Source organism: Oxalobacteraceae bacterium OTU3CAMAD1 (assembly GCA_024123915.1).
Lineage (GTDB): Bacteria > Pseudomonadota > Gammaproteobacteria > Burkholderiales > Burkholderiaceae_D > Rugamonas.
This window is the reverse complement of the sequence record CP099650.1, coordinates 3,160,079-3,177,614: the sequence shown is the minus strand read 5'-3', so window position 1 is coordinate 3,177,614 and position 17,536 is coordinate 3,160,079. Positions and strand designations below refer to the sequence as shown.

The 17,536-nt window shown below is 63.9% G+C and carries 12 protein-coding genes; 3 read left to right on the top strand and 9 right to left on the bottom strand.

Going from position 1 to position 17,536, the window contains the following annotated elements:
* Positions 1–10: 10 nt before the first annotated feature.
* The 5 genes from NHH88_13730 to NHH88_13710 form a co-directional block, all read right to left on the bottom strand.
* The gene (locus NHH88_13730; protein ID USX16778.1) at positions 11–1,756 is read right to left on the bottom strand and encodes a dihydroxy-acid dehydratase; all 1,746 of its coding nucleotides are present in this window, start codon (positions 1,754–1,756) and stop codon (positions 11–13) included.
* Between the two features lie 161 nt (positions 1,757–1,917).
* Positions 1,918–2,979, bottom strand: a complete 1,062-nt coding sequence (locus NHH88_13725; GenBank protein ID USX16777.1) for a galactose mutarotase — start codon at positions 2,977–2,979, stop codon at positions 1,918–1,920.
* Positions 2,980–3,082: 103 nt separating this feature from the next.
* Positions 3,083–4,036, bottom strand: coding sequence for a glycoside hydrolase family 43 protein (locus tag NHH88_13720; protein ID USX16776.1), 954 nt, complete (start codon positions 4,034–4,036; stop codon positions 3,083–3,085).
* Positions 4,037–4,055: 19 nt separating this feature from the next.
* A complete protein-coding gene (locus NHH88_13715) occupies positions 4,056–5,411 on the bottom strand; it encodes an MFS transporter (protein USX16775.1) in 1,356 nt (451 codons plus the stop codon).
* A 79-nt stretch (positions 5,412–5,490) separates the two neighbouring features.
* Positions 5,491–8,196: a TonB-dependent receptor gene (locus NHH88_13710; GenBank protein USX16774.1), complete on the bottom strand. Its 2,706-nt coding sequence runs from the start codon at positions 8,194–8,196 to the stop codon at positions 5,491–5,493.
* A gap of 226 nt (positions 8,197–8,422) precedes the next feature.
* Here NHH88_13710 and NHH88_13705 point away from each other — a divergent pair, with 226 nt between their 5' ends.
* The 3 genes from NHH88_13705 (at position 8,423) to NHH88_13695 (ending at position 10,305) form a co-directional block, all read left to right on the top strand.
* Positions 8,423–8,782 carry a transposase gene (locus NHH88_13705; protein ID USX16773.1) on the top strand — a complete coding sequence of 120 codons (360 nt, stop codon included), beginning with the start codon at positions 8,423–8,425 and terminating at the stop codon, positions 8,780–8,782.
* Positions 8,779–9,645 carry an IS3 family transposase gene (locus NHH88_13700; protein USX16772.1) on the top strand — a complete coding sequence of 289 codons (867 nt, stop codon included), beginning with the start codon at positions 8,779–8,781 and terminating at the stop codon, positions 9,643–9,645. The genes NHH88_13705 and NHH88_13700 overlap by 4 nt, the downstream gene beginning before the upstream one ends.
* A 186-nt stretch (positions 9,646–9,831) precedes the next feature.
* A complete protein-coding gene (locus NHH88_13695; protein USX16771.1) occupies positions 9,832–10,305 on the top strand; it encodes a hypothetical protein in 474 nt (157 codons plus the stop codon).
* Between the two features lie 50 nt (positions 10,306–10,355).
* Here NHH88_13695 and NHH88_13690 read toward each other — a convergent pair whose 3' ends face one another.
* The 4 genes from NHH88_13690 to NHH88_13675 form a co-directional block, all read right to left on the bottom strand.
* The gene (locus NHH88_13690) at positions 10,356–11,024 is read right to left on the bottom strand and encodes a PEP-CTERM sorting domain-containing protein (GenBank protein ID USX16770.1); all 669 of its coding nucleotides are present in this window, start codon (positions 11,022–11,024) and stop codon (positions 10,356–10,358) included.
* 103 nt (positions 11,025–11,127) lie between these two features.
* Positions 11,128–13,773 carry an EAL domain-containing protein gene (locus NHH88_13685; protein USX16769.1) on the bottom strand — a complete coding sequence of 882 codons (2,646 nt, stop codon included), beginning with the start codon at positions 13,771–13,773 and terminating at the stop codon, positions 11,128–11,130.
* Positions 13,770–16,874: a response regulator gene (locus NHH88_13680; protein ID USX16768.1), complete on the bottom strand. Its 3,105-nt coding sequence runs from the start codon at positions 16,872–16,874 to the stop codon at positions 13,770–13,772. Before NHH88_13680 ends, NHH88_13685 begins: the two co-directional genes overlap by 4 nt.
* Positions 16,871–17,536: a YfiR family protein gene (locus NHH88_13675; GenBank protein USX16767.1), complete on the bottom strand. Its 666-nt coding sequence runs from the start codon at positions 17,534–17,536 to the stop codon at positions 16,871–16,873. The genes NHH88_13680 and NHH88_13675 overlap by 4 nt, the downstream gene beginning before the upstream one ends.

The window sequence follows — 17,536 nt, the reverse complement described above, 5'->3', positions numbered from 1 at the left end:
CCGGATTTTATTAGTGCGAGTGGCGAGGAACAGCCGAACCACGATTCCCGACCAGGAAATCGAAGTCGCAACCTTCATCCGCTTGCAGTACGTGTTCGATGTAGAGCTGCTGGTAGCCGGTCTTCGGACCCGGCGCACTGCCAGGCACGCGGGCGGCCTGGCGTTCGGCCATTTCGGCGTCCGAGATTTCCAGGTTCAGCAAACCGCCTGCGCAATCCAGCGTGATCCAGTCGCCGTCCTTGACGATCCCCAGCGGGCCGCCGGCCATCGCTTCCGGCGCAACGTGCAGCACGACGGTACCGTAGGCGGTTCCGCTCATGCGGGCGTCGGAGATGCGGACCATGTCCTTGACGCCAGCCGCCAGCAGCTTAGGCGGCAGGCCCATATTCCCTACTTCGGCCATGCCCGGATAACCTTTCGGGCCGCAGTTCTTCATCACCAGCACCGAGTTCGCATCGACCACCAGATCCGGATCGATGATGCGGCTCTTGTAGTGTTCAAAGTCCTCGAACACCACGGCCTGGCCGCGATGCTGCATCAGTTCCGGCGTCGCCGCCGACGGTTTCAGCACGGCGCCGCGCGGCGCCAGGTTGCCGCGCAGGATGCAGATGCCGCCATCCTTCAGCAGCGGCTTATCCAGCGGACGAATCACTTCGTCGTCGTAGATCGGCGCTTCCTGGCAGTTTTCCCAGATGGTCTTGCCGTTGACGGTCAGCGCGTCCGGGTTGGGCAGCAGCTTGCCCTCGCCCATGCGGCGGATCACGGCCGGCAGGCCGCCCGCATAGTAGAACTCTTCCATCAGGAAGCGGCCCGACGGCAGCAGATCGACGATGGTCGGCATGCCGCGACCGACACGGGTCCAGTCTTCCAGTTCCAGGTCGACGCCGATGCGGCCGGCGATAGCTTTCAGGTGGATCACGGCGTTGGTCGAACCGCCGATGGCGGCGTTGACGCGGATCGCGTTCTCGAAATTCTCCTTGGTCAGGATCTTCGACAGCTTCAAGTCTTCCTTGACCATGTCGACGATGCGCATGCCCGACATGTGGGCCAGCACGTAGCGGCGCGCGTCGACGGCCGGAATGGCGGCGTTGTGCGGCAGCGAGGTACCCAGCGATTCGGCCATGCAGGCCATCGTCGAGGCGGTGCCCATGGTGTTGCAGGTGCCGGCGGAGCGGGAGTGGCCAGCTTCGGCCGCGAGGAAGTCGTGCATACTGAGTTCGCCGGCCTTGACCTGCTCGTGCAACTGCCAGACGGCGGTGCCCGAGCCGATGTTCTTGCCGTTCAGCTTACCGTTCAGCATAGGGCCGCCGGTGACGACGATGGTCGGGATGTCGACCGAGGCGGCGCCCATCAACAGCGCAGGGGTGGTCTTGTCGCAGCCGACCAGCAGTACGACGCCGTCCATTGGATTGCCGCGGATGGATTCTTCAACGTCCATGCTGGCCAGGTTACGGGTCAACATGGCGGTTGGACGGAGATTCGATTCGCCGTTGGAGAAGACTGGGAATTCGACCGGGAAGCCGCCGGCTTCGAGGATGCCACGTTTGACGTGTTCCGCCAGTTTGCGGAAGTGGGCGTTGCAAGGGGTCAGTTCAGACCACGTGTTGCAGATGCCGATGATCGGTTTGCCCTGGAATTCGTGATCAGGAATGCCCTGATTTTTCATCCAGCTGCGGTACATGAAACCGTTTTTGTCTTGGGAGCCGAACCATTCGGCGGAGCGCAGCTTTACCTTCTTGTTGTCATTGTCCGACATGCAATTCTCCTCAGTATTTTCCTGTGCGGGGACGTGAATGTCATGCCCCCGCATCGATAAAGCATACTAAGATGGACTGAGATATCTTTCCAATAAATTATTAATCAACTTCGATATCAAAACTGGTATCGGCACCCTGCGAAAGGCCGCTTATTGAAAACTTAGGCGTCGATACTGAAGCGGTAAGCCATCACCGTCGAGTATTCCTGGCCTGGGTGCAGGATCGTCGACGGGAAGTCCGGCCGGTTCGGGGAATCCGGGAAATGCTGCGGTTCGAGGCAGAAGGCGCTGCGATAGCTGTAGATCTGCCCTTTTCCGGTCATCTTGTCATTCATGAAATTTCCGCTGTAGAACTGGATGCCCGGCTCCTGGCTCCATACCTCCAGCACCCGGCCGGAGACCGGATCGCGCACACGGGCCGCCATCTCCAGCGCGCCCGGCTTCGATTTTTTCAGTACGAAGTTGTGGTCATAGCCAAAGCCGTTGCGCAATTGCGCATCATCCTGGTCGATACGCTCGCCGATCGCATGGGGCGTACGGAAGTCGAATGGCGTGCCCTCGACCGGCGGCAGATCGCCCAGCGGGATCTGCACATCGTCGATCGGCGTATAGGCGTCGGCCACGATGGTCAGCTCGTGGCCCAGGATATCGCCCTTGCCGGCCAGGTTGAAATAGGCGTGGTTGGTCAGGTTGACCGGCGTCGCCTTGTCGCTGATGGCGTGGAAAGCGATACGCAATTCGTTATCGTTGCGCAGCTCATAGATGGCGGTGACTTCCAGATTACCGGGATAGCCCTGCTCACCGTCCGCGCTGACGTAACTCAGTATCAGGCCTGCCGAATTCGGGGTGGTGAAGGTTTCGCCGGTCCAAAGGCGGCGGTGGAAGCCGTCGATCCCGCCGTGCAGGTGATTGGCCCCGTTGTTGACGTCCAGCGCAAAGGTCTCGCCGTCCAGTGTGAAGCGGGCGTTGGCGATGCGGTTGCCGTAACGGCCGATCAGCGCGCCGAAATAATGGGATTCGCCCATGTAGGCGGCGACGTCGTCGTAGCCGCAATTGACATCGGCCAGGGTGCCAGTGCGGTCGGGCACACGGATTTCGGTGATGGCGCCGCCCAGGTTGATGATCTTGACGATCATGCCGTTGGCGTTGGTGAGCGTATAGCGGGTGACGTCGCGGCCGTCGGCCATCTGGCCGAACGGGGATTCAGTGATCGAAGCTTGCATGATATGACTTTCAGCTTTCAAATGGGGCGGCGGCCGGGGGGAATGAACCCACCGGCCGCCGCGATTATTCTTTGGCGGTCGCGCAGCGACCGGCCGAACTGGGTTAAGCGATCGACGGCTTTCCGAAGACCGGCATGCCCTGCCCGTCCCACTTGAGCGGCTTGACATAGGTGTGACGGTCCGGATTCCACAGCGGGTCGCCGATAATCTCGGTATAGGTGCGTGCATGATAAACCAACATGACAGTTTCGCCATCATCGCCAATGGTGAAACTGTTATGTCCAGGACCATAGACGCCGTGCTCGAAGCAGGTTTGCAGCACCGGTTCCTTCAGTTTGGTCCACGAGGCCGGGTCCAGCAGGTCGGCGTTTTCGTCCGCCCACAGCAGGCCCATGGCGTAGTTCTCGTCGGTGGCGCTGGCCGAATAGCTGATGAAGATCTTGCCGTTCTTTTTCAGCACCGACGGACCCTCGTTGACCCAGAAACCACGGATCTCCCAATCGAATTCCGGCTTGCTCAGCATGACCGGCGGGCCGCCCAGCTGCCACGGCGTCTTCATCGGCGCGATGTACAGGTTGGAGTTGCCCTCGATGGCGACGTCCTTCTGCGCCCACAGGTAGTACAGCTGGCCGTTGTGGGTGAAGGTGGTGGCGTCCAGGCAGAAGGTATCGATGCCGGTGTCGATCTGGCCCATGAACTCCCACTCGCCTTGCAGCGGATTGGCGTTCTGGTTGCGGATCGCGTACATGCGGTGCTGGAAAAGCTTGTGCTTGATCTCGCGGCTCGGCGCGGCGGCGAAGTAGACGTACCAGGCGCCCTGGTTGAAATGGATCTCCGGCGCCCAAACCAGTTCGCTGTACATGCCGGTCTCCGGCTTGAACCAGACATCGACCTTCTCGGCGTCGACCAGGCCGGCGATGGTTTTCGCCCGGCGCAGCTCAATGCGGTCGTACTGCGGCACAGAGGCGGTGAAGTAGTAGTAGCCGTCGCTGTGGCGGATGATAAAAGGATCGGCGCGCTGTTCGATCAGCGGCTGCAGTATGTCTTTGCTTTCCATTGCTTCGTTTTCCAAAAAATTAGACTGCCACATAAGAATCGGCTCCCATTTGCTTCTTCACTTCCGTGTAATACTCGTCGGTCACCCGGTATTTGAACATCAAAAGTCCCATCAAGGTATGGAAGAAACCGGGGATCAGGGTCATCATCAACACGATGCCGTGCAGCGCGAAAGCGGTCTGCTCGTGGTTCGGCTGATACTGGAAGTACGTCAGCAGGCCGCCGGCCAGCGCGCCGGCCACGCCCATGCCGGCCTTCTGGCACACCGAGATGCCGCCGAAGGCGAAGCCGGAGACGCGCTTACCGGTCTTGACCTGGCCGTAGTCGATGGTCTCTGCGATGGCCGACCAGAACACCGGCGCGTGCAAGTCCACCACGAACGACAGCACGAAGTACAGCACAAACGCCAGCATGATGTCGCCCGGCTTGACGAAGAAGTAGATCGCGGCGCTGATCACGCCGACGGCGATCTGGCTCCAGCGGAACAGCTTGACCTTGCAATAGAACTTGGTGATCCAGGTCGAGGCGACCATCGACAGGATCGCGGCGACCACGCCGATCGACAGGAAGGTGGCCACGGTGGCGGTGTCGCCGCCCAGATAATATTTGACATAGTAGATCGCCGCCGTGGCGCGCAGCACGTAGCCGATGGTGCCGGTCACGCAGACGCCGCACAGGATCAGCCACTGGTCGTTTTGCAGCAGCACCTTGAGTTGGGCCCACAGCGACTGGCGCTGCACCACGTGGATGACGCGCTCCTTGGTGGTGAAGAAGCAGAACAGGAACAGCGCCACGCCCATCGCCGCCATCACCGCCATCGCCGCCTGGTAGCCGGTGGCCGCGTTGCCGCCGCCCCAGCGCTCGGACAGCACCGGCACCACTACTGTCACCATGAAGGCGCCGATCTTGGCGAAGAACAGGCGGTAGCCGTTGGCCGACAGGCGTTCCTGCGGATCGTTGGTCAGGCTGCTCGGCAGCGAGATGTAGGCCACGCCGACGCCGGACGTCATGATGGTCATGATGATGTAGGTCGAATAGGCCCAGATCAGTTTCGCGTCATAGCCCCAGTCGGGCGTGGTGAAGACGAAGAACACGCTGATGCCGTAAGGGACGGCGAGCAGCAGCAGCCAGGGGCGATAGCGGCCCATGCGCGCGCTGGCATAGCGGTCGGTGAGCTGGCCCACGACCAGGTCGGCGATGGCGCCGACGAATTTTACGACCAGGAACAGCAAGGCCAGGTCGGAGGTTTTCAGTCCGTAGATATCGGTGTAGAAGAACGTGATGATCAACATCATCGACGAAATCACCACATTCAGCGCCATGTCGCCGGCGCCAAAACCCACTTTTTCCACCAGCGATAATTTTTGATTCGACATTTACGACCTCTTAAAAATGCAGCTATCCCGCAGAAGCGGGATAGTTTTTAACGACGTGGTGACATCAATAGTTGAAATATTAATACTTCAGGTTCATCGACAGGCCGACCGTGCGGTCATAGCGGCGCGTGTCGCGTGGGAAGATCTTCGAATCCGACCAGTAGTCCTGGAACTTGAAATTCAGCAGATTGGTGCCGGTCAGGTTGACAGTAACATGATCGCTAACCTTGTAGCTCAGGGAACCATCGAGCGACGACATCGGCTTGACGATCAAATCCATAGGCGCCAGCTTCTTGTTGTTCCTGTCCGGCGTCTCCGCGTAGGTGTCGACGAACTTCGAACGCCAGTTGTACGCCAGGCGCGCCGACCAGCCCTCTTTCTCGTACAGCGCCACGATGTTGTACGACAGGCGCGACATGCCGGCAAAGGGCTTGCCTTCGATGTCCTTGTTGTCCGAAGCGGTCACGCCGCCTTCACTATAGGTCACGTTGGCCTGCAAGCCGAAGCCGCTCAACCAGCCGGGCAAGCCATCATAGAACTGCTGGTACGCCAGCTCGACGCCCTGCAGGTGGCCCTTGTCCGTGTTGAACGGCCGGGTGGTATTGTATGGAATGCCCTGGAAGGTCTCCGATACCACACGGTTCACGATGTAGCCGTCGAAGTTATGACGGAACACGGTGCCGCTGAGGGAACCGGTCGGCGCGAAGTACCACTCGAGCGAGGTATCGAAGTTCTGCGCGGTGAACGGCTTCAAGTCCGAATTGCCGCCGCTCGCCGTCGCCACGTTGGTGGTGCCGTTCGGTTTAATGTACGCGGTGGCTGGATTGAGTTGGCCGAAGTCCGGACGCGTCATCGTTTTCGCGTAGGCGAACCGCGCCAGCAAGTCCTTGCGCAACGCCAGCTTGAAATTCGCGCTTGGCAGCACTTCGGTATTGGACGAGTCCTTGGTGGTTGGCGCCAAGACGCCGTCGACGCTGTCGTTGGCCTGGATATCCGAGTCGGTTTTGGTCACACGCACGCCGATCACGCCATCGACCGGGAACTGGCCCAGGTCAAAGCCGACCTTCGCTTTGCCGTAGAAGGCGTAGTTCTTCTCCTTGTTGGAGAAGAAGGATGCGGGATCGAGCGCCCTGGCGGCGGCGTTGCCGGTGGCGGCGGCGCGAATCGCCGAGGCGTTGTCGATCAAATATCCGGCGCAAGGCGTGGACCACTTCGGCGTGCCGTAATTCTCGGAAAACTCCGTGGTGCTGCACGACAGGCCCGGAATGCTGGACATGGCGATGCCGGCCGGAGTCGGCACGCTACCCTCGAACGACTTGATCGAGTTGGCGGTGCGCTCGTTCAGGCGCAGGCCGGCGCCGAACTCCTTGAAGAAGCCGTCGGCTTCTGGCGAGTAGGTCACGTCGCCGCGCCAGTCGGTCGACTTGCCGCGATCCTTGCCATAGCGGTCGAAGAACTGCGACAGGAAGATCTTGCTTGGATCGTTCAGGGCCGGGCTCTGATACTGCACGAACGCGCCGCCGTTGACGTTGGTCTTGACGAACACGTTGTCGGCATTGAAAGTGGTATCCAGGATAGGATTGACCCAGTCGAATTTGCTGCGCGTGGTCGCCAGCTCGGTGGTCGCGCGCAGGCCCGGCGAAATGCGCCAGTTGGCGCCAACCGCGTACTGCGACGCGGTGCTGGTATTCTCGCGGCCCTGCGTCGACAGGATGGTGAACGCGTTGGTCGACGTGATGGTGTCGGTCTGGTTGGTGCCGGGGATCTTGGTGACACTGATCTGATCCGGCGACGTGGCCCATGGCAGGCCGACGAAGAAATCGGTCTCCTCGGTGTTTTTCAACACCGAATGCAGGCCCTCGGCATACACTTCCAGATCGGCGCTCGGCTTCCACTGCAGCGCGAAGTTCGCGGCCTGGCGCTTGCGCTGGCCGTGCACGCCCTGCAGGCCGACCAGATCGGGACCGGTCAGGTTGGGCGCGGCAAAGCTTTTATCGATCGGGAAGGTCTGGAACGCGCGCTCCTCCTGGAAGCGGTCCTTGATCGACGACACGCCGAACAAGGCACCCACTTCGCCGATGCCGGTTTTCCAGCGGTTCGACACCATGCCGGACAATTCAGGATCGGTGGCCTTGGCCTTGTCCTTGTTCTTGGCGCCGACCTGCGCGCTGGCGGTGAATTCCTTGAAGTCGAACGGACGGTTGGTGCGCACGTCGATGATACCGGCGATGCCACCCTCCACCTGGTCGGCACTCTGCGACTTGTAGACGTCGGCGCGCTGCAGCATGGTCGAAGGGATGTCGGCCAGCTTGATAAAGCGGCCGGTGGTGGTGAACATCTCACGGCCGTTAATCAAGGTGGCGATGCCTGGCAAGCCGCGAATTAGCACGGTATCGGCCTCGCCGCCGTTGCGGCGCACCTGGATGCCGCTGACGCGGGCCAGGGTTTGCGCCACGTTCGTGTCGGGGAATTTGCCGATGTCGTCGGCGACGATCGAATCGATGACGTTGTCCGAATCCTGCTTGATCTTCTGCGCGGTCTGCGCGGCGCGGCGCACGCCGGTCACGGTGACGACGGCTGCTGGGGCGGACGTGGTGTCGGCGGCTGCGGGAGCCGGGGTTTCAGCGGCGGCGGGCGCGGTGACAGCTGGAGCGGCCGATGTATCTTGTGCCAAAACAGGGAAGGCGCTCAGAAGGCCGGCCGCGGCCAGTACTGCAACGCTGGATTTGAGGACGAGGCGATGCTTCGCCTGGGACTCGCAAGTCCCGGATGCTGGGTAGTTCATAGGTCTCCAGTGTTTGTCTGTTATCTGTCTTATGGGAGAGTTGCCACGCTGGGGTGCAACTTTCGGATTTCATCTTAGGGGCTGAGCAAAAAACAAACCAATCAATTTTTTCGGGTTTTCGATACCAAAAAGAGTATCGATCACCAAAACCGACGGGGGTCAGGTTGAGATAGCCCGGGTTTCATGGACATCCAAATAGAGGACAATACGTCCTGAGAGGATATTCATGGAAAAGAAACAGTCACCTTCCAAACGAGAGATCATTCCGACATCGGCGGAGCCGGTGCCGAAGCAGCGGGCCGTGTTTACGGATGAATTCAAGCGCGCTGCGATCTCCCGGCTACATGATGACAAGCAGAGCGCGACGGCCTTGGCGTTGGAGCTTGGTTTGCGTCGTAATCAGCTCTACAAATGGGCCAAGCAGCTCGAAGAGCAGCCATCTGGCGGCCAATTGCGCTCGCCAGGTCGTCCTGCGGTCAGTGAATTGAGCGAGGTCGAGCAACTGCGTCGCCAACTGGCCAAGGCCGAACAGGAGCTGGCCATCCTAAAAAAGTTAGATGCGTACTTAACTCGCCTCAAGAAGTGAAGTACGCCGTCATCGACGAGCATCGAAGCGAGTTTTCAGTCAAAGCGCTGTGTCTGGCGCTCGACGTGGGCCGCAGCGGCTACTACGCCTTCAAGACGGCACCGCCGAGCCTGCGAAGCCGGGAAGATCTGGCCATGCGCCAAGAGATCGTCAAGATCCATATGCGCCACCGCTCGGCACCCGGGATATTGAAAACGTGGCGCCTGCTCAATAGCGCAGGCATCTGTTGTGGAAAACACCGCGTGGCCAGGCTGAGAAAGCTGGAGGGCATACAAACTACCCGCGCCAAGCGTTTTCGCGCCAGCAAGGCGAAAGAACGGGTGCTGCCACCAGCGCCGGACTTGGTCAAGCGCGCCTTTCAGGTCGGCGCTCCGAACCAGGTGTGGGTCGGCGATATGACAGTGCTGCGCACTAAAGAGGGATTCTTGCATCTGGCCGTGGTACTGGACTTGTTCGCACGCCGGGTGGTGGGCTGGTCGACGGACACCAGGCAGGCGGCCACGTTACCGATGGCGGCGTTGTCCATGGCGATGGAACACCGGCGACCTGCGCCCGGGATCATCTTCCACAGCGACCAAGGCTCCGTGTACGGCTGCGCCGACTACCGCAACCTGCTAGCCAAACACGGGGCGCTGCCGAGCATGAGTCGCAAAGGCAATTGTTGGGACAATGCCGTGGCGGAAAGCTTCTTTTCAAACCTGAAAAACGAAACCATGCATAGGCAACTCTTTTCAACGAGAGCCGAGGCCCTGGGCGTGGTTCGCGATTACATCGAGGTGTACTACAATCGGATGCGCTTGCATCAGACCTTGGGCTATCAAACGCCTGCATCCTTTGAAGCGCAGTTTCGTGTGCTTCATTAACTGTCCGCGAAACCCGGAACACCTCAGGTCCGACATTCGGACACAGCCTCATCCGTATGGTGGCTTACCGCACCCAACGCGACGGATGACCGTTCCGCCGCGCGCCGTAATGCCCCGCGCGAATGCTAGACTTTTCCTGGCACGGATTACCGGAATCAACAATCTCGACCAACCAGGAGTCACAAGATGAAACTTAGCAGCCTGCTTCCTTCCGCTTTGATCGGCGCCGTCGCGAGTGCACGATCGATGACACCGATGGCCACCATTTCGGCAGCACGTCTCGCGCACCGTCACACCAGCGGAAAACTGGTACTTTTGGATCGCCCGTTGTTCAAGTACGGCGCATTGGCCATGGGGGCGGGTGAACTACTGGGGGACAAGATGAAGACGGCGCCTGACCGGACCGTCTTTTTGGGATTGCTGGCAAGGGTGGCGAGCGCCGGGATTGCTGGTGCGGCCCTGGCGCCCGAGGGCAAGGAGAAAACCGGCGCGGCGGTCGCGGTGGCAACCGCCGTACCCCTCGCCTATCTGACGCTGGCGGGCCGCAAGCGGGCCATGGCGAGCATCGGCCAAACCCGCAGCGGACTGATTGAAGACGCGCTCATCGTCGCCGCCGGCGCCGCGATCGTGGCGCTGGCGACGCGATCGCAAACCGAATAGATCCCAACCTTACCGGGATTCCAGCCGGTTCGCCGCGCGCGCGAACCGCGTTAGGCTTTGCGGCGGCGACGTGCCGCGAAGCCCATCATGCCAAGGCCAGCCAACAGCATGGCGTAGGTTTCCGCTTCGGGAACGGCCGTGACGGCTGTGGCGTTGACGTTATCGACCGAGAAACCGTTGAAGTCGGAGATCGCGCTGCCGCTGCTGCTGAAGCGGACCGACACCAGGTTGCTGAAGCTCGACGAGAAGGCATACGACGTGAAATTGAGACCGCCGCTGCTGCCCGTCGATTTATCGATCTGGAAGGATTGGTACACGGTTCCGCCGCCCGCCAGCACGCCGGTCACGTCGATCTGATTGGGGATGAAGGTGGAGCCTTCGCCGAAGTTGAAGCCGCCGGCGCCGTCGAAGCCGGACAGGCCGAACACGCCGCCACCGGTCTTCGTCATCGTCAGCGACGCCGAGTCCGTGCCATAGGGCGCGACGACATACTGGGTGCCGTTGTCCGGGCATTGCGGACCGCAGAATGTACCCGTGGGGGTGACGGTAGCCCCCTCCCCGGCCAGAACAAAATCGAAGCCGTTCGAGGAAAAATCTTCCTCGATATAGGCCGGCACGTCTTCAAAATCCACGATCGTGGCGTGGGCCTGGGCCTGGACGGCGAGGATGGCGCCGCAGGCCAGCAAAGCGTTGGCGGTCAGCGTTTTAAATGCAGTCATGTAGTCTCCAAAGAATGTTATTGTGTTTTCGCATGGTAAATCGGCAGCGATATTAGCATGGCGTTTTGCAAATACATTCCATTTTTTACTCCCCCGCCCGCGATCAGGGCAACGTCGGCTGGTGCCGCTTGAACGCATCCCGTATGTTTTGCCGCAGTTGCACATCGTCCCAGGGCTTGGTGAGGAAGCGGTAGATTTCGCCGCGATTGACCGCCTCCAGCACCGACTCCAACTCCGTGTAACCGCTCAATATCAAGCGCATGGTGTCGGGATACAGCCGGGTGGCGATGGCCAGGAACTTCGGCCCGTTCATGCCCGGCAGCCGGTGCTCGCACAGGATCACCTGCACCGGCACGCGCGCCAGCACATCGAGCGCCTCTTCCGCGCTGCCCGCCGTGACGATGCGGTAGCCTTCCGAACGCAAGGCGCGCTTGACGGCCGACACCAGCGACGCCTCGCTATCGACAATCAACAGCGTCAGCTCGCGCACCTCCGCCGTCGACGACAGGTCGATATGCGTGTCGGCGCGCAGCATGGCCTCGAACGCAGTCGCCGGCACCGCCGGGCTGAAATAATAGCCCTGGATCTGGTCGCAGCCCTTGAGGCGCAACTGTTCGAATTGCGCCGCCGTCTCCACCCCTTCGGCGATGACCAGCATGCGCAGATTGTGCGACATGGCGATGATGGCCGAGGCAATCGCCGCGTCGTCTGGATTGGTGGTGATGTCGGTGATGAAGGCGCGGTCGATCTTGACGCTGTTGAACGGGAAGCGCTTCAGGTGCGCCAGCGACGAATAGCCGGTGCCGAAATCGTCCAGCGACAGCTGCAGCCCCAGGGCGCGCAGCTGGCGCATGGTTTTCTCGGCGCCGGCCGGATCGTGCATCACCAGCGACTCGGTCAGTTCCAGCTCGATCAGATTGCTGCTCAGGCCATGCGCCGCCAACCGGTCCGCCAGTTGCGCGGCCAGGTCGCCCTGGCCGAACTGCAGGGCCGACAGGTTGATCGCCACCGGCACCACCGGCACGCCGTCCGCCGCCCACGCGGCCTGCTGGGCGCAGACGTCGGCGATCACCCAGGTGCCGATATCGAGTATCAGGCCGCTCTCCTCGGCCAGCGGGATGAACTGCGCCGGCGGCACCATGCCGCGCTCCGGGTGTATCCAGCGTATCAGGGCCTCGGCGGCGGCTACGCGGCCGGTGCGCAGGTCGACCTTGGGCTGGTAGTACATGACGAACTGGCGCTGCTCGCTGGCCCGGCGCAGCATGGTTTCCAGTTCGAGCTTGGCGATCATCGCCGCGTTCAACTGGGGCGAATAAAACGACAGCCGCTCGCCGCTTGCCTTGGCCTGTTTGAGCGCCGCCTCGGCGTGGCGGAACACCGTCTCGGCGTCGGCGCCGTCGCGCGGATAGCTGGCGATGCCGCCGTGGACGCTCAGACGAATGTCGTTGCCGTCCACCTGCGCCGGTTGGCCGATCAATTCGGCCGCGTGCTCGATCACCGGCAGCAAATTCTCGTTGGCGCCGCAGGCGCCGGCGACGACGTAGCTGTCGCCGGCCAGCCGCGCCACTGTGCACGGGCGCCCCAGGCCGTCGACCAGGCGCTGCGCGACGATGCGCAGCACCTGGTCCCCGACCCGGGAGCCGAGCGTGTCGTTGAGGCGCTTGAAGCGGTCCAGGTTGATCATGAAGACGAAGGCGTGGCCGCCCTCGTGCTTGCCGGACTGGATGATCTGGCCCAGCCGGTCGTGGAACAGCGCCTGGTTCGGCAACCCGGTCACCGGGTCGTAATAGGACAGGTAGTTGACGCGCTCCTCCTGCGCAATGTACTCCATGGCGAAGGAAATGTCGCCGGCCAGATCGTCCAGCAGCATCAGCTCCTCGGCGTCGAAATAGCCGGCGTCGCGCGCGTACAGCACCATCACCCCGGCCGCCGCAGTCCCCTGCATCAGCGGTATCGCCGTCAGCGACAGGAAGCCGTGTTCGCGCGCGTCGCGGCAGGCCGCCCCCTCCTGCCCCGGGGCGCGCAGGTCGTTGCAGCAGACCGCGCGCGCCTGCGCCAGCGCGCGCCGTGGCACGCTCAGTTCATCGCTCGGTTCGAGCGCCATCGCTTGCAGCAGCCGCTCGAGCCGTTCCGCATCGGTGCCGCGCCAAGCGGCGGCGCGCATGCCGCCGCCGTCGCCGTCTCGCAGGGCGATCCACGCCGTGTCGAAGCCGCCGTCCTCGGCGGCGACGCGGCAGGCCTCGTCATACAGCGCGGCGCGGTCGCGGATGCGTATCACCGCCGAATTGATGCCGCTCAGGACGGTCTTGATACGACTGAGTCTTGCGATTTTCTGCTGGTGCGATTCCAGTTCGCGCACATAGTGGGCCAGCCGGTTGGCGTTGACCAGCGACAGGTGGGTGCGCACGCGGGCGCGCACCAGCGCCGGCGACACCGGCTTGACGATGTAGTCCACGGCGCCGCAGGCGAAACCGGCCGCCTCGTCGACCACCTCGCTCATGGCCGAGACGAAGATCACCGGGATGTCGCTGGTGTCGGCCTGCGCCTTGAGCTGGCGGCAGACGGTATAGCCGTCCATGTCGGGCATCTGCACGTCCAGCAGGATCAGCGCCGGCTTGTGCTTGCGCGCCGCCGCCAAGCCTTCGGCGCCGTTGCGCGCGAACGCCAGCACGTGGTCCTGCCCGAGGATGGCGCGCAGCGTGGCGAGGTTGCTCGGTTCGTCGTCAATGATGAGGATGGGCGCTGTCATCGCGCCTCCCCCGCGCCGCCCGGCGCCAGTGCGATCAGCGCCCGCACCTCGGCCTCGGCGCCGCGAAAGTCAAACTGGTCCAGCCGCGAACGCACGGCCGCTACCGCGTCCGCCGGCAGCATCGGCGCCAACTCCGCCAACAACGGCACCGCGACGTCGGGGTTGTCCTGGTCCAGGCATGCGAGCAAGGCGGCCAGCAGTTCCTCGGTGGATGGGGAGGACCGGGGCGCGTCGTCCGCCGCGATCCTGGCGGCCGTGGGCGGCGCCGCCCGTGCCGCCGCGCCGCGTTCCACCTGCGACGCCAGCGCGGCGATCGATTCCAGCGCCGTGGCCAGCGCGCCGCGCAATTGCGCGATCAACCCGGCGGCGTCGCCGCCGTGCGTGGCCGCCTTTTGCAGCTCCCCCGCCAGCCGGGATATCTCCGGCAACGCCAGATTGCCGGCCACCCCTTTCAGTTGATGGCACAAGGCGTCCATGCCGGCCGTGCCCCGGGCCGCCAGTTCCGCATCGAGCCGGTCGGCGACGTCGCCGTAGTCGTCGGCGAAGCGGCCAAGCACCGCGCTGTAAGGCTCCCACTCGCTCCATACCAGGCGCGCGCGCTCGATGTCGATGCCGGCCAGCGGCGCGACCGAAGGTAAAGGCGGTGGCGTCGACGCCATCTCCAGCGCCGCCGGCGAGGGCGAGGCCAGGCCGGGCGCCTGCGCATCCGCCGGCGCGTTGCGCGCCGATGCGCCGCGCGCGAGGCTCCGAACCACCTCCATCAGTTCATCGACATTGAACGGCTTGGCGACAAACGCGTCCATGCCGGCCGCCCGCGCCTCCTCCTGCTGGCTCTTGAAGGCGCCCGCCGTCAGCGCCACGATCGGCAGGTCGTCGAACAGCGGCGACTGGCGCAGCATCCGCGTCGCCTCGTAACCGTCCATCACGGGCATCTGCACATCCATCAGCACGATATCGACCGCGTCCGGGTTCCGCAGCAGCCAGTCGACCGCCTCGCGGCCGTCGCAGGCCAGGCTCACCGTGGCCCCTTCCGCGCTCAGGATGCGCGAGGCCACCTCGCGGTTGATGTCGCTGTCATCGGTCACCAGCACCCGCACGCCGGCAATGCGCATGCTGGCCGACCGCTCCGGCGCGCTGTCGCCCCGCGCGCCCTGGCGCCGCCGCGCCTGCGCCTTCGCCAGCGCGTTGTACAGGCAGGAGCTGGTCACCGGCTTGGTCAGGATGCCGTCGACCAGCCCGATGTCGTCGTGCCGCAGCAACTCGTCGCGGGCATACGCGGTCACCATCATCAGCACCGGCTGGGCGTCGTCCGGATAGCTGGCGCGGATCTGGCGCGCCAGCTGCATGCCGTCCATGCCCGGCATCTGCCAGTCCAGCAGCAGCGCGTCGAAGCCGCCGGCGGCCAGGTGGCGCTGGTGCACGCAATCCAGCGCCAGCGCGCCGGACACGGCCTGGCTGGCGCGCCACCCCAAGGCGCGCGCCATCAGCGCGATATTGTCGCGCGAGATGTCGCTGTCGTCGACCACCAGCACATCGAGGTTGCTCAACTCGGCCGGTTCGACATGGCCGGCGGCCACGCACTCGAAGGGGATGGTGAACCAGAACTCGCTGCCGCTCCCCGGCGTGCTGGTCACGCCGATCTCGCCGCCCATGTGCTCCACCAGATAACGGCAGATGGTCAGTCCCAGGCCGGAGCCGCCGAAGCGCCGCGTGGTCGAGGTGTCGGCCTGGCTGAAGGCGGAAAAGATGTGCTGCAGCTTTTCCTCGGCGATGCCGATGCCGGTGTCGGTGACGGCGAAGCGCAGCACGGCGCGCTGGTCGTCATGCTCCAGCAAGGTCAGGCCGATGCCGACGGCGCCGCGCTCGGTGAACTTGATGGCGTTGCCGGTCAGGTTGATCAGCACCTGCTCCAGCCGCAGCGCGTCGCCCACCAGTTGGCCGATGGCCGGCGGCGGCGGCGCGATCGTCAACTCCACATCCTTGTCGCCGGCGCTGGCGGCCATGATGCTGGCCAGGTTGTCGAGCACGTCGGACAGGTTGAAGGGCACGCGCTCGATCTCCAGCCGCCCGGCCTCGATCTTGGAGAAGTCGAGGATATCGTTGATGATGGCCTGCAGCGAGCGCCCGGCGTTGCGGATCTTGCGTACCAGGTCGGCCGCGTCGGCGTCGAGCGGACGCTGGTCGAGCAGGTAGGCCAGTCCCAGTATGCCGTTCATCGGCGTACGGATTTCGTGGCTCATATTGGCCAGGAAATCGGCCTTGGCGCGGCTGGCCGCCTCGGCCTCCACGGTGCGCGTCTGCAGCGCCGCGTTGGCCACCCGCAGTTCGTTGGTGCGCGCCGCCACATGCTCCTCCAGGCCGGCGTTGAGCGCGCGCACCTCCGTCTCGGCGGCGGCGCGCTCGGTGATCTCGTGCTCCAGCGTTTGCAGCATGCCGTTGAAGGCGTCGGCCAGCTGCCCCACCTCGTCCTCGCTGTCCTTGGGCGCGCGCAGGCGGTAGTCGCGTTCGCGCATGACCTGGCGCGCGACCTCGCTCACGCCCATGATCGGTCCCGAGATCCAGCGCTGCAGCAGCGACGACAGGGCCAGGCCGAGCAGCAGGCTGCCCAGCAGCACCGTCGCCAGGATGGCCAGGTAGCCGCGCAGCCAGGCTGCCAGGTCGTAGCGTTCGCGCAGGTAGACGGTGCCATGCACCGTGTCGCGGTCGGCGATGCGTTGGACCACCGTCAGTTCGCCGCCACCGAATTCGGCGCCGTCGGCCGGGGCCATGCTCGCCGGCGCGGCCGGCGAGGCGGCGTCGCGCCGGTAGGCGGCGAACAGCTTGCCGCCGGCGGTGTAGATGGCGCCCGTCAGGATGTTGGGGTTGGCCCGCAACAGCGCCAGGTTTTCGGTGGCCACCTTGGCGTCGTCGAATTCGATCGCCAGCGCGCTGCCCTGCCCCAGGATGGCGGCGATCGAGGTCAGCTCGCGCACGGTGGTGGCGCGGTTTTCGCGCAGGTCGCGGTACAGCAGGCTGGCGCCGGCCAGCGCCAGCGCGCACAGGTTGGTCACCAGCACCAGCAGCAGCAACTTGTGGCGCACCGAGCGTATCCTCAGCTTCATTGTCGTCCCCCCTCGATTTTGTGCGCCACCGCCAGCAGCCTGGCGCTGATCTTCAGGCCGCTGCGCTCGGCGTGCGACAGCGACACGTCGAAACGGATGCGGTTGTCGACCGGCACGAAGCTGATGGCGCTGCCGGCGGCCAGGGTGCCGGCGCCGTCGGTGATGGCCAGCACGCCCGGGGTCGCCGCCGCCTCGAGCGTGCGCTTGACGCGCGCGCCGTCCTGGGCGCCGATGTACAACACCTGGATGGCGCCGGCAGGATCGCCGGCGCGCAGGGTGCGCACGGTCACGCCACGCCCCTTGATCTGGCGGGTCTGGCGCAGCTGGTTCAGTTCGGCGGCGACCTGGTCGGCGTCCACCACGGCGATCACCAGCGGCGCGGCATCGTCGGCGAAAGCGGCCGGCGGCCACTCGATGTGCTCGGCGAAGCGGTAGATATAGGCCGCCTTCACCTGCGCCGCGACGCGCGACGGATCGGTGTCCCCGGCGGCGGCGGCCGGCGAAGGCAGCGTCGACATCGACAGCAGCAGCGCCAACAACGATAGCAACAGCAGCGATGGCAACCACGAGGGCAACCACGACAACCACGGCGGCGGCGACCGGCGCCACGGCGGGGCCGCGGTGGCGCCGTGCGCGCGTGCCGGGGCGCCGGTGGTCGCCAC

What these genes read in the sequence shown, in the direction of transcription:
- NHH88_13720 (USX16776.1), bottom strand. Translation starts at nt 4,036, where the DNA reads ATGGAAAGCAAAGACATACTGCAGCCGCTGATCGAACAGCGCGCCGAT.
- NHH88_13690 (USX16770.1), bottom strand. Translation starts at nt 11,024, where the DNA reads ATGACTGCATTTAAAACGCTGACCGCCAACGCTTTGCTGGCCTGCGGC.
- NHH88_13730 (USX16778.1), bottom strand. Translation starts at nt 1,756, where the DNA reads ATGTCGGACAATGACAACAAGAAGGTAAAGCTGCGCTCCGCCGAATGG.
- NHH88_13725 (USX16777.1), bottom strand. Translation starts at nt 2,979, where the DNA reads ATGCAAGCTTCGATCACTGAATCCCCGTTCGGCCAGATGGCCGACGGC.
- NHH88_13705 (USX16773.1), top strand. Translation starts at nt 8,423, where the DNA reads ATGGAAAAGAAACAGTCACCTTCCAAACGAGAGATCATTCCGACATCG.
- NHH88_13715 (USX16775.1), bottom strand. Translation starts at nt 5,411, where the DNA reads ATGTCGAATCAAAAATTATCGCTGGTGGAAAAAGTGGGTTTTGGCGCC.
- NHH88_13680 (USX16768.1), bottom strand. Translation starts at nt 16,874, where the DNA reads ATGAAGCTGAGGATACGCTCGGTGCGCCACAAGTTGCTGCTGCTGGTG.
- NHH88_13685 (USX16769.1), bottom strand. Translation starts at nt 13,773, where the DNA reads ATGACAGCGCCCATCCTCATCATTGACGACGAACCGAGCAACCTCGCC.
- NHH88_13695 (USX16771.1), top strand. Translation starts at nt 9,832, where the DNA reads ATGAAACTTAGCAGCCTGCTTCCTTCCGCTTTGATCGGCGCCGTCGCG.
- NHH88_13710 (USX16774.1), bottom strand. Translation starts at nt 8,196, where the DNA reads ATGAACTACCCAGCATCCGGGACTTGCGAGTCCCAGGCGAAGCATCGC.